This is a genomic window from Photobacterium sp. GB-50 (genome assembly GCF_003026755.1).
Taxonomy (GTDB): domain Bacteria; phylum Pseudomonadota; class Gammaproteobacteria; order Enterobacterales; family Vibrionaceae; genus Photobacterium.
Genome location: NZ_PYNX01000001.1, coordinates 247,249 through 261,674, shown reverse-complemented (window position 1 = coordinate 261,674; position 14,426 = coordinate 247,249). Strand labels below are relative to the sequence as shown.

At 42.1% G+C, this 14,426-nt stretch carries 4 protein-coding genes; all 4 read right to left on the bottom strand.

The features are described 5' to 3' along the window. Nucleotides 1-1,311 (bottom strand): TolC family outer membrane protein, encoded by a 1,311-nt coding sequence (locus C9J41_RS01045; protein ID WP_107205642.1) that lies wholly within the window; start codon nt 1,309-1,311, stop codon nt 1-3. Nucleotides 1,312-1,378: 67 nt separating this feature from the next. Further along, nucleotides 1,379-2,698, bottom strand: a complete 1,320-nt coding sequence (locus C9J41_RS01040; protein WP_107205643.1) for an HlyD family type I secretion periplasmic adaptor subunit — start codon at nt 2,696-2,698, stop codon at nt 1,379-1,381. Next, nucleotides 2,688-4,868, bottom strand: a complete 2,181-nt coding sequence (locus C9J41_RS01035; protein WP_107294109.1) for a type I secretion system permease/ATPase — start codon at nt 4,866-4,868, stop codon at nt 2,688-2,690. The genes C9J41_RS01040 and C9J41_RS01035 overlap by 11 nt, the downstream gene beginning before the upstream one ends. Nucleotides 4,869-4,875: 7 nt before the next feature. After that, a complete protein-coding gene (locus C9J41_RS01030) occupies nt 4,876-14,067 on the bottom strand; it encodes a type I secretion C-terminal target domain-containing protein (RefSeq protein WP_233220375.1) in 9,192 nt (3,063 codons plus the stop codon). Nucleotides 14,068-14,426: the final 359 nt, after the last annotated feature.

Here is a 14,426-nt window from a genome sequence, read left to right as displayed (position 1 = left end):
TTATTGCTCCTTCGCCTGCCATTGTTCTGGGTATTCAACACGTAACGCATAGGTCAATTTACCCATAGCATTAAGAATGCGATATGCCGCTAAGGTGTGGTCATATTCGGTATTAATGTAGTTCTTGCGGGCAAGGAACACTTCTACTTTTGCATCAAGTACGTCAAGTAAGCTACGACGGCCTAAACGAAATTGTTCTTCATAACCCATTTCAGCGGCTTTTGCTGCATCAACGTTCTGTTTTAACAATTTCTTCTGTTGCTCTAACATGTTGTAGGCATTCCACGCTAGGGTTGTTCCTTCAACCACTTCACGTTCTGCACGCAAACGGATAGTACGTGCTTCTTCATGACGCCATGCAGAGGCTTCTGTATCAGCATTGGTTTTTCCGCCGTTATAGATGTCGTAATTCATGGTTAGCATGACACGGGCATCTTGATCCGGACCCAGTGTGTTCCCCACGTTGTCGTTGGCATTTGCGTGTACTTCTAGCTTAAATTCAGGGAAGTAATTGCCTTTTTCACGGCGAATTTCTTCACGTGCCGCTTGAATATCAGCCATGGCGGCTTGAATTTCAGGATGCTGCTTAATACCTTGTTTAATAGCAATTTCTTTGCTGCTAGGCAGCAGGGCAGTATCGACCACAGGATCGACTAAACCCGTTGCCGGTTTTCCAACTAAACGCATAAATTGGGCATCGAGATCGTAGAGGTTATTTTCGGCGGCAATGAGTGATGAGCGCGCCGTCGCAACACGTGCTGCGATTTGGGCCAAGTCAGAATTACTGCTTAAACCTTTTGAGTTTTTATCCAGAATATCTTGGTAAATCGCTTCATGTTCACGAACGTTACGTTGGGTTAATTCATGAATGGTTTTGGCTTTCAGTACTTCCATGTATAAACGTGTGGTATCTAATGAGATATCTTCTGCATCAGATAACAAGGTTAACCGCTCAGATTCTGCTTCATAGCTCAGACGATCAGTATTGGCTGAGGTTTTAAAGCCATCAAAGATTAACTGCGAGGCTTTGAAACCAATTTCAGTTCGGTTCATGCCGCGATCGTCTTTTGGGATTTTATTGCCACTGTTGTAACGGGTTTCTTCATAACCCGCAGCAGCGTATAGATTTACTTGTGGCAAGTAATCAGCCTGTGCGCCATCGACTTCACGAAGTACTGATTGAAAACGGGCATATTGCCCCGCAATTTGTGGGCTGTAATCAATGGCTGAGGCAACAGACTCTTCTAAAGAGAGCGCGTGCGCAGCACTTGATGAAAATAGCGCAGCTGCTATTAATGATGATAAACGCATTCCTTTTCCTTTATCTCTTATTCTGTATGCCGTTTTGTGTAAAACGGCATGACTAATTAGCTAAATGTTATGGCTCTCTTAATGCACTTGCTTTGGCGCGTAATAACGGCTTTAACCAGTAGCTCAAAACGGTTTTTTCTCCCGTTAAGATATCCACCATAGCTTGCATGCCAGGAATGGCTTGCAAACGTGTTTCGGGATCATCATGGAGCTGAATATGGGCGCGGTAATAAGCGGTACCGTCTTCTGTTTGTAGGGCATCAGCACTGACATATGTCACCGTGCCTTTACGTCCACCGTAAACCACAAAATCATAGGCTGTAAATTTAATGGTGGCTTCTAATCCTGTTTGTACAAAAGCAATATCTTGCGGCGAAATTCGTGCTTCAACGATTAACTTACTGTCATTAGGCACTAACTCCATGATGGGTTCACCGGGTTTTACAACACCGCCTAATGAGCGCACTAAAATATCTTTAATAGTGCCATCCATTGGGGCGGTGATTTCAGTTCGTTTTAACTGATCGGCTAACCCTTCTTGACTATCTTCTAATTGGGCAAATTGATTGGTCAATTCATTGAGTTGTGCTTGGACTGAGGTTCTAAATTCCAACGCAAGATTGCGGCGCATCACAATAGCTTCACGTAATGCTGCTGACGTTTTTTGTTGTGCAACTTTTGAACTGGCAATTTCGCCGCGTAATTTGACCTGATCGCGACGTGTTTGGATCAATTCTACTTCCGCAACAGCGCCTCGTTTTACCGCCCCTTCGAGCATTTTGGCTTCTTTATTGACTAAACGAAGACTGCTATAAAGTGTGGATGTATTACTTTTCGCATCACGTAACGCTTCAGTTTGCTGTTCAATCGTAAGCTGTGCTTCTTCAAGTTGTGACTCAATTTGTCCAATACGTTCGTTGTAATTGGCTTTAGCATTAAGCTGGGCACGCTTACTTAAATCATCAAAAGCGATAGCTTGATGGGAAATAGTGATTTGTTTTTTCCAATCTTTTTCCTTGGTATTGACTTTTACTGTGTCTAATTCGGCTTTCAGGCGTTTGATTTGCGCTTGTAAAGTACGGTAATGCTCATCAGATTCTTGGAAAGCGGTACGGAAACGGGTGTCATCTAAAATAATTAAAGGCTGACCTTTCTTTACCTGTTCGCCTGCTTTAACTAAGACTTGTTCAATAATACCGCCTTCTAAACTCTGAATTTTTTGAATGGCGAGGGTCGGTACAACTTTGCCATCACCCACGACCACTTCTTCCAATTTGGAATAAGCAGCCCAAGTGATAATAGAGATAACTAGTAGTGAACAAAGCCAAACGATTTTACGAGAACGATAGGCGTGTTTTTGATTTGCCCATTTTAAATTACTGCTCATTACCGCCTCCTTGAACAATACTGACGGATCGAACACGGCTAACTGGACGTTGTGGTTTTTGTTTAGCAAGAATGGTTTTTGCATCACCATCTGCCACTATTTGCCCACGCTCTAGCACAATAATGCGATCACATTGTGCCAAAATAGACTGGCGGTGAGAGCTAATTACCATGGTGATATCACGCGGTAATTTATGCAGGGCTTGACGAAAACGTTCTTCTGCTTGTTGATCTAAAGCGCTAGTTGGCTCATCCATCAACAATAGGCTAGGTGAGCGATACAGTGCGCGAGCCAGTGCTACTGCTTGGCGTTGACCGCCTGATAAATTACGGCCATTTTCACCGACTTGGGTTTCTAATCCGTTGGCAAGGCGATCCATAAAGCTATTTAAGCCCGACGTGGTTATGGCATGACTTAGGCGCTTTTCATCGACTTCATCACAGCCAAATAGAATATTTTCATAAATAGTGCCGTAAATAAGAGCTGGCTGCTGTCCAACCCAACCGATGTTGTTACGAAGGGCGGCGGGTGGCCATAACTGAGCATCAATACCTTCAAAATACAATTGTCCTGAACTTGGACGATATTGATAAGAAAGTAGGGCTAATAGGGTCGATTTACCAGAGCCTGCGGCGCCAATAATACCAACACGCTCACCTTGGCGGATCGCTAATTTTATATTACTGAGGGCATTGAATTGCTGCTCAGGATAGGCAAAGTTCGCATCATCTAACTGAACATTACCGTTAAACTCACCGCGATCCATGACCTGATGCTCATTACTTTCCTGCGGTAATACCATCACTTGATCCAGCCCTGTAATAGCAGAGCAGCTTTGCTGATAGCGCAGCATTAACATCGATAACTGGTTGATTGAACTCGCGGCTCGACCGCTCAGCATAACAATAGCAATCAAGCCACCCATGCTAAGCAAGCCTTCTGAAATACGATAAACACCAATGATAATTAAACCTATGGTTACGATTTGCTGACTACTCATTACCGAATGAGAAACAACATTGGTGTATTTTCGTGATTTTATATGCCAATCAGAGAGTGCAGAGACGGTTTGCTCCCAACGGCGTTGGATGATGCCTTCAGCATTGTTTTGTTTGATATCAGACAGATTATATAAGCTATCTAATAGTTGGGTTTGTTTCTGGGTCGATAAGCGAGCGGATTCATCCAATGTTTGACCAATTTTTCCTTTCATAACGGTGCTTAGGAGCAATAGCACCGCCATAACAGCGATAGGAACAAACATCATAGGTCCGCCAAGCCAACCAATTAATGCAAGGAAGAACAAGGTGAAAGGTAAATCCACCAAGGTAACTAAAGTGACTGACGTGAAAAACTCTCGCACACTGTCAAAATCTTGAATTTGACGCGCAAATGCAGCGGCTGATTGGGGGCGATGTTCAAGTTTCATCCCCAAGACTTTTTGCATTAAAATTGCCGATAGTTTGGTATCAATATGATGCCCAGCCATATCGGTGATAGCGCTTCGTGCTTCACGTAATAACCAATCAAATATCAACGCAATTGATACCCCTGCCGCCAACACCCATAAGGTATTAAAGGCTTGGTTGGGTACCACGCGATCGTAGACGTTCATGGTAAACAACGGCACGACAAGAGCGAGTAGGTTGATAAAAATAGAGGCAATAAGCAGATCACGATACCAAGGTTTTACCTCTGAAATCGCTGCAAGTAACCAATGTTTTTTCGGCTTAGGTTTAATATCATCCACGCGGGGGTCAGCAACTTGGATCGGCGAAACTTGCCAGACATCGCCGCTGAGCAGATGTGTTAGCTCATCGCTTGATTGCTGAGATACAACGGGAGTTGGGGTATGATCATCATTAGTTTTAAACTGGACGATTTTAAATACACCATCAACGTGCTCACTAATAATGATTGGCTCGCCAGCATCAGTTATCCCTACGGCTGGTAAGCTTGCTGTGATTAGCTTTTTTTTCGGGTGTAAGCCAACGTCCAACTGAGCTTGGTTGGCTGCACGTTCAAACAGAGAATCGTCAAGTTTACCCTCTATTAAGGGTAAACCTGAGGTGACTTTTAGACGATGACAGCGAATGCTGTAATGCTGGCATAGCCACAAAATAGAGGCGAGCCAGATGTCATTATCTAACGGCGGATTTTTACTACTCATACCATCCCTAGCCAGTAATTAGATTATTATCATCTATCATTTTTTGTAGAACCTCTGCTTCCGTTGCAGAGCTCGTATCTGCGCCATAAAGCGCATCTTTACTTACATTGTCTAAAGTTATCTCTTGTGTAACATCTGTACCATTGTCTTTAACATGTAATGTGACGGAACCGTTATTTTCAGTAATATCAATATAGTTATCGGCTGAAATACCATCAGTGACATTTGATAAAATAGCGCTTAAGTCAATGTTGTCGGTATTAATTGTGGTATCAAAATCTAAAATAGTATCTTGTGCTGGTGCAGAGATTGAACCAAGATCATCAGATTTAAAGACGAAACTGTCATTACCGTTATCACCTGACATTATATCGTTACCTTTACCGCCGATAATCAAATCGTCATTGGCTGTACCTACTAGGGTATTATCACCCGATACTGCGACTTTGAAATCGATGGTTTGCGCTGTGCCCGTTGCAGTTTGGTTGCCGATGCTGGCACTTGGCTCAATAGATAAAGTGAAATCTTGTGCGCTGTTGCCTGTCATGGTGAGGCTGGCAATATCAGCAAGTTCGACTTCCCAACCACCATTATTTTCTTTTCCAGCAGAGAAAGTGTAATCACTTGGGAAGCCTGTGATCATAATGCTGCCTTTTTCATTAGGTGCTGGATTTTGCATCATGAGATCAAGATTTAAGGCGATCGCTGAATCTGTTTCAGCAATAATACTGTTGTATTGCGCCGTTAATTCAGGCTCATCAGGTAGCGCATCAATGGTTAATTTGATCTCTTCGGTAGCGATAACACCTTCATGAGTGTACTCAGTGCCTAATACGATATTGGTATCAACAGTATTGGCAGCTAATGTGATCGTCATGTCGCCATAAGCATCACCAGGATAAAGTGTGAATTCATCCAATGTATTGGCATTAACGACGACGGTAGCAAACCAATTATTTCCTTTTTGCCCAAAGGTAACTTCTTGTCCGCCAATAACGATTTTATCTAACCCTTGTAACTGAGCAGGATCATTCGCACTGATCGTTACTGTGAGTCGTAATGCTTCATCACTGTTTGTTTCATAGCTTTCTAGATTCACTGGAATAGTGAAACTATCACCTTCAGTTCCAGCAAGACTTTCTGGGACATCAAAGAACTGAACATCATCGCCAATAGGTTTAACGCCTACGACTAAATCAGTGGTCGAGGTTTTAATATCATTGGTGCCAATTTCGTTGGTGATGGCTTCTAGTTTGAGTTTCATATCGCCACTAAAATCTAGCGGTGGACGTATATAAACCCCGTCCATTTGGCTGGCACTGATACTCCATGATTGACCACTGTTAGGTAACTGGACGAATGTATTTCCGCCATCGGGTGAATAGAACAATACAGCACCTTCAGGTAGCCCTGAAATATTCAGAGATAGTGTTTCTGAACCATCGTTATCAAATAAAATTGCGTCTATGCCTGTGATATTAATGTAGCTATCTTCGTCACCGAGAACTTCGATTTTATCGGGCATTTCAGCAAAATCAGTTACTGGTGCAACATTGATGACCACTGATGCCGTTTTGGTTTGGGTATCGGTTTGGGTTGGGCAATCAGCTTCATCAGTAATGTTGGCTGCAACATTAATGATTAACTCACCGCTGAAGTTAAGTGGTGGTGTTAAGGTTAATTCACCTAAACGGGTTGGGTCTTTAATTGTCCATGTGTTATCGCCGTTGTCTTGTAAAATGGCGGGATCGCCGTTGAGTTCTGCCCCGGCAGGTAAAGTAATTTTCAACCAGTTAATGGTTTCTTTACCTGTGGCTGATTCACCTTCACCGCTGATGGTTTGCCCCGCGAAAATATTATCACCTAAGATTAATTCTAAGTTGATAGCAGATTCGGTATCTTCCTGAATCGTGGTTTGTCCTGCATTGACAATGATATCATCGACAACAGGGATAACTTCAATCTTAATATTCTGCGTTGTTTTGGACGATTGACCGTTACAGGTGGACGTTTGAGTGATCTCAATCGGAATATTAATACAGCCAGCCCAATCTTCATCGAGTCCAACAAAGACCATATTTTCTAAGCCGCTTGGTGTAATGGTATAGCCAAGAATTTCACCAACAGCATTGTATTCAGGAATAACACCATCGCCTTCAATTTCAACACCTAGAGGTAGATCTTTGATATCAATGAAAAACGATATTTCTATTTCAGGGTTGTCGTCAATGTTGCCATCCAGCAACCCTGATAAATCAATATCTTCACCTTCTTTGGCAATAATGGCATCGTCACCTTGAATGCTATCTGGATCGTCAATTGGAAGACAAGAACCACCGCCGCTGTGACCTGTAATTTGGACTTGAAGAGGAGCTTCAATATAGCGTGAATGTTCGTCATCAATAACGTGGGCTACAACACGTAGATCGATAATGTCAGTATCAAAGCTAGAGCTAATGGTTGCACCTGCCAAGATATCTTTCATCGATTCTTTTACTGTGTCACTGGTTAATCCCGTTGCGGGAATAATCCAGTTACCACTGCCGTCAATGGACGCACCATTTGGGTGTTCAACGATTAAGTTAATACTATTTGGTACGACGATGATGATGTAATCAAGGTACTCTGAGCCATCGAGATCTTCATCAAAAAAGTGAACCGCGTTGGTTAAATCGATAGGGCTTCCATCGGTACTGGTGAGCACTTCTGATGTTGATTCTAAACGGGTATCGCCTTCAACAATACCATTCACATCAAGTTGAATGGTTGCATTAATGTCTTTTGTCGCCGTTTGTCCTGTAGGTGAGGTGTCAGTGACTTCATAGCTAATTGAAATATTGAATAAACCACTTAAATCTTCATCAGCAAGCACAGTAACACGACCGCTGTTAATGAAGTCAGTCCACGATTCGCCACTGGTTTTGTAGCCAGCAAGATCTAATCCACCAGTAGGTACAGATACGGCAATACCATCAATAAAGAGTGTTAAGCCTGAAGGTAATCCAGTGATCTTATAACCGGTTAAACTTTCACTGTGATCGATATCTTGATTAATCATGGGCTCACTTAAGAAGCTTGCTGATTTATCCTCAAGCGTTGTTGTTTCAAGGATAGCGCCATCTTTTTCATCAACGACAGGAAGCACATCAATTTCTACTTGGTAATTGAATTCGCCGCTGTCACCATCAGGCTCAGTTGAAATCACGTTAACATCAAAATTAAGTTGCCCACTGAAGTCTTTCGGTGTTTTTAAGAAGGTGGTTTTAAGCTGATCGTTGCTGATCTGGTAGATCACGCCATTCGATGCATTTTCACCTACGATTTCTAGTGTGATCGGATCACCGTTACTATCAACAAACATTACCCCGTCAGGAAGGTTGGTGATCATAATAGTGATCTGTTCCGATTTATCATCATCACTGGTGGTGATCATGAAATCTAAAGGCAATGGACTATCTTCGTTAAAGCCGGATGTACCTTTGATTGTGCCTTTAAAGCCCGTGGAATTTCCAGTGCTTGGGCTTTCTGTAACGTACTCCCAATGACCATTACCGCCATCTACAACATCAGGGCGATCAATCACACCTTTTAAATCAATAGTAATGGTTTTGGTATCACTAACCGCAGTGATATTAATGGGATCAAGTCCATCAACGGAGGTTTCGGTCGATACCGCCGTGACTTCAATGGTCAGCGTTTCTGTCCATGAGCTGATATCTTCTTTTGGATAAAGTAGGGCTGTACCGTTTTCAATACCTTCAGCGCTGACAATATAAATACCTGATCCTACTGGTTGCTCAATAGCACCACCGCCTTGAATAGACCAACCATCTTGCACTTTGATTTGATAGCTTAAACTTTCAGAACCATCGGTATCGGTAAGCTTACCGACTAATACTTGGCTTAAGTTAATCGGTTGATCTTCAATACCTTTAATGTTTTTCACCGATAGGGTCGGTGTATCAGCGTCTGGCTTGATGTTAATAATAACTTGGTGTGGTGTTTCTTCGGTTTGATGCTCATTTTTATCAATGAACTGATTACCTTTTTCGGTCGCTATAGCGGTTACGGTAAATTCAAATTTACCTGCAAGGTTTTTATCTGAAACGATAGTGATTTTATTCAGTTGATTTTGATTTAATACATCACCGTCTTTAACGACATTGCCATTGAGTTTTAATGTAATGCCATCTGGAATACCTGAAATTCGATATGTTAATTTTTCGGAATCATCGGTATCGGTAAGATTGGCAGCAAGGTCTAGTTTAATGCTGCCGTTATCATCTTCAACGCCTGTGTATTCAGTTTCAGGGGCGTCCCATACAGGCGCATCAGCATTTGGATATACTTTTATAGGTAACTTCTTATCTAAGGATGTAATGCCTGAATCTTTTGAAATGGTTGCTGTGACTTCAAGGTTCACCATACGTTGCTGATTAATTGCAACATCAGGGGCTGGTTGATAGGTGAGTTCACCGTTAGGAGAGTAGAAATTACCGTTTTTAATAAAATCGGTAATCGTGATGACGCCGCCGACTGCCGTGAGTAACGTGCCATTCAAATAAAGTTGTCCACCTGCCAATGAGCTTTCACTAATAGTGATACTGGTAAGGGTTTCATTTTGGTCATTATCGCCTGGGAAGACTTTGATTGTTAACGGGGCTGTCAACGTGTCTTCCAATACTTCCATCAGTTCAACGTTGATATGACCTGGGTTATCACCCAATGCCATTGTTGCGGTTCGATTCGCGGTATCACCATCGCCATCTTTAACTGTATATTTTAGTGTATCGAGGATCCGTCCACTAAATTCAGACGTTGAGACAGTTGTTATTTCAACCGTACCGTCAGCATTAACGACCATGGTACCGTACTTTTTCGACGGCGAGATCGTAGTATTGATTAAATCAATCGGATTACCATCAACAGTGTAAGTGGTTTTGTTGTAAATGAAGCTAACAATTTCACCGCCGTCAGCCCCAGTGATCTCATCGGTTAATAGTTGTAAGGTTTGGCTTTGTCCTTCAACTAAAGACAATGTACTGTCAGTACCGGCTTTTGGAACATCATCTAAGACATTCACATCAAAGATAGTGGCAGGCGAGGTGTCGCCATCGCTGTCAGTCAGAATGGCACCAAACTCAAGGTTAAGCGTATCTTGTGATGTGGCATCTGGATGATCAATAGAGGCAAAGAGATCAAACTCCACCGTACCATCAAGGTTAACTTTAATTTGGAATATTTCTTTACCCGCGGCTGTTGCGATATACCAACCATCAGCATTAGGTGCGCCAAGCGTGATGTTATCGCCTGCGCTGGTGTAGTTTTTACCATTAAATAAGGCGGTGTCTAAGGTCACGGATACCACACTATCACTGCCTGTATTAAAGCTCAGTGTTGGTGTTGCTACATCAGAGGCATCACTGTCTACACCATCATCTAATAAATCATTTTCTTGGACATTTAAGCTGCCATTAACGATGATTTCTGGCTTCAAACCATCCCAAATTGTGACCGTTACGTTGGATGTTCCAACACTGCCATCACTATCAGTAGCTTGAACGGGAAGGGTGATATCAAGCTTGGTATCTTTACCATTGAGGTGATCGATAAAGTCATTCAGCACAATGGTAATGGTTGCATCTGCACTGCCACCTGCAGCGATAGTGCCAATGTCGGAAAGGTTGATGGAAAAGATCACCGTACCGTTAGCTAAAACCGCATCATAGGTATTGTTACCATCAAACTGCCACGTCAGTGCTTCACCGTTATGAGTGATCGCATCACCATCACTGGTTTGAACTGCGCCTGTTAGAGCTAGTTGTAAATCAACAATCGGATCTTGCCCTGCGGTAACAGAAATTGTTGAGCTTGCTGTTTCTGTCGTGCCTGCTGGTGGCGCATCGGGTGCTACAGCAATTGGGTTTTCGGTAATTTCTAATGTGGTATTAGTAATGACTGGCGTGTCACCATCGGCAATCGTTACAGTGATATTGGCTTGGTTAACGTCGCCATCGTTATCGCGAATAAAGACTGGAATGGTAATGGTTTCAATGCCATTTGGATCTGTTTGGTCGATAGATTTATACAGGTTGAAAGTGTACTCAACCGTCGAGTTACCTTCAGCATCAGGTTTTTGTGTAATGGCAATATCAAAAACTTTTTCACCATTGACCGATGCTTCAATCATTTGACCTGTACCAGTAACGGTGTAAGTAATGATATCGCCGCCGCTGGTTAATCCTGATGGTAGCTGTGTTTGATCAAAAAATAATGGGCTTTGGGTAAGAGTGCCATCTAAGCCATCACTACCAACAACCACGTCCATAGTGCCTGTTTTGGATATTGGCTGACTTGAAGATAGGTTGGCTTCATCAAATGCCAGTTCTTGTTTTACGATTAATTCAGGATCTGCGCCGTCTTGGATATACCAATCAAATTGTCCTGTTGGGGTTTTCGTACCATCAAGATCGGTAGCATCAACCAGTAGTGGTAATTTGATTACATCACTGGCATTGGTGTGATTTAACGGACGATGTTGAGCCAAGGTTACTGTACCTGTTACATCATCACTATTGGCAGCACCAGTTAGAGTTAAGGTGAAGATGGTTTCTCCGCCAGAAGTTGCTGTAATGGTTTTTCCATCACTACTTAGTGTGTATTCAAGGTATTTAACGGAAGTACCTGACGTTAGATTTAAAGCACTTAAAGTAGCAATAGTTTGGGCGTTAAAAGTGATGCTATTAGGATCGGGGTTATCTGATCCTGCTTTAATGGTAAAGTCACCCGTAAAGGTATCTGTAGGATTAGAAATCAGTCCTTCAACGTTACTATCATTGTTATTGATGATGGTATTTGCTTCGCCATCTTTAATTGTGATGGTGAGATCCGCACTTCCGTTGTCATTATCGTTATCACCTGCAATGTAACTAATCACGAGGTCAATATCACCCGCACTATGGTCGAGATTACGATTGGCGGTAAAAATCCAATGACCATTTTCTTTCATGGTCAGTTGACCTTCAGGAAGATCAAACGTTACAGAAGAACCTGTTAGATCTTTGGTTTCACCGTTAATCGTGACACGAACAACAGAGAGAGGGGAATCAAGATCACTATCATTGTTGAGCACATTGCCAGAGGTAATATTGCCTTCAATCACATTGCTATAGTCATCAAGAATCGTAGGTTCTGAATCTCGGATATAAATTAACGCGGGCGCAACAACCGTTTCTGTTGTGCCATCGCTATCGGTTTGGACACCATCAATCAAGATCGCTGATTGAGTGCTATTGAAACCAAATTTAGTATCAATAGGTTCAAATAACGTAATTTTAATGTCTTGAGAGACGGTTTGAATCGTTGCCGTTAAAACGGTGACGCCGTTGCTTACCGCAGTGAGTGTGAGCCCATCCGGTGAGATGGTAACCGTAATCGGGTTACCGTTAGAGGTTAACTTTTCTAGTAATGCTTGATTGGCATTAAAAGTAAACTCAGCAAACTCGATATTGATAGAAGCCGTTGCAGTTTCTGAACCTTGATAATCTAATGTCGTCTCATAAAAAACTGAAGAATCAGGATGTCTTAATGTCGGCATATCATCAGTCGCAGTATTACCTGCTATATCGGTAACGGTTGCTGACATTTCCCATGTTTTTTGTACATTGAGTTGGCTAAGATCGAAATCTTCAATACGCCAATTTCCCGCACTATCTACAGTGGTGGTTAAGATAACGGTTTCAGTGCCATCACTGAAAGTGACTTCGATCTTATCACCCGCCTCAGTGCCTGTTGTTGTACCTTCTAAAAACTCGACATAACCAAGCTTGAGTGCGGTGATATTCAATCCGCCCAAATCGTAATTGCTGGTATCAATATCGATAGTTGGTGGCGTGATATCTTTAATGATTGTATTGCTCGATACCGCTGGGTTACCTGCGATATCCATGGTTTCTGCGGTGATAGTGATTTCGCCATCATTAAAATCACTAAGATCGACATTAGCAATATTCCAACTACCATTGGTTACAGTGGTGGTAAACGTTAAATTATTACTGCCTTGTCCTGAAACGGTAATGGTAACGGTTTGACCATTTTCTACGTGATTAACACTACCAAAAAGATGGGTATTTTTTACTGTTTCGCTATTGAGATAATCATTAGCAACGCCATCGTTATCGCTATCAAAGGCTGCGGTGATATCTGCAAGGGTATCTTTGATAATAGTGCTGGTGGCAGAGGCTGGATTACCTGCAATATCGACCGTGTCTGCAACTACTGTGAGTTCACCTTCGGCGAGGGAAGATAGATCTGTATCGTTAATGTTCCAAGTACCATCAGTGTTAGTTGTTTCAAAGGTGATGGTTTTACCTTGGCTATCGGTGACGGTAATCGTAACGGGTTGGTTATTTTCTACAAAGGTGATATCGCCTAATAAATCACTAACAACGATTTCAAATTGGTTGAGATAATTATCACCCTTGCCATCAAATTCAGCGGTAACTTCAGCTAAGGTGTCTTTGATGGTGTTATCTGTGGCGTCAACAAAATTGCCATAGTAATCAGTGACAGAAGCATAAACATCAAGTGGACCTTCAGCGAGTTCACTTAAGTCTTGATCGTTAATAAACCATTTTTGATCTTTAACGACCGCATTTGTTGTGAACACTTTGCCATTAATATCCGTGATAGTCACAACCACAATACGGCCATTTTCAACATCAATAGCGTCACCAAAGAGATCGACCGTCGGCACTTCAAAGCGGTTCTCATAACCATCACCACCGTCAACAATTGTGACTGTTAAAGCGGCAGAGTTACGAAGTGACAAAATGGTATCGCCAATTTCATCTCGTTCGTTTCTCTCTTGGGAAGTTGTTGGACGGGTAGTAAATCCCGCTTCAGGCAAGGTTTCAGCAAGCGTAGGTTTAATACGGGTAATAAAAGAAATACCATCACTTGAACTGATATTAGATTCTGAGGCGTTTTGTGTGTGACGAGGTGCCGAATCAGATTGCGTCAAGTTAACAACATCGTCTTCATTATTTTGAGTTTTTATGATGTCGTTAACTTGTGCTTGCTCTGCAATGAAAGGTACTGAATTATCAATGATCTCCGATGGCGGAACTTGTACCCATTCACCTTCCGTTGTTATTTTCCAGATAACGTTTTCAACAACTACATACATTACTGGCTTCATCCTTGGCCCCTGCGTTTTATTATTTATTGTGGAAAAGTGTGTCGAGTGTTTGTTTCATCCAATGCACAATCTCGCCACGTTAATCAATATTAGAGAGCAAAAGGATTGAAAAACATTATTTTTACAAAACCTACGGTGCAGACATTATTTTTTGTGATGCTGGTTACATATTTGTTAATAGAGATGGGTGCGTTGTGACCAATAAAATTTATTAATAATCAGTGGGGTTTAGATATTTATATCTATAGGAGCTAAAAGATATATTGCAAAAGTTGCGTACTACTATTGGGTGAATAGTAGTACGCAAGATGAGCTAGTATCAAAGTCTTAAATTGATAGAGTTAGACGCCTAAATAGAG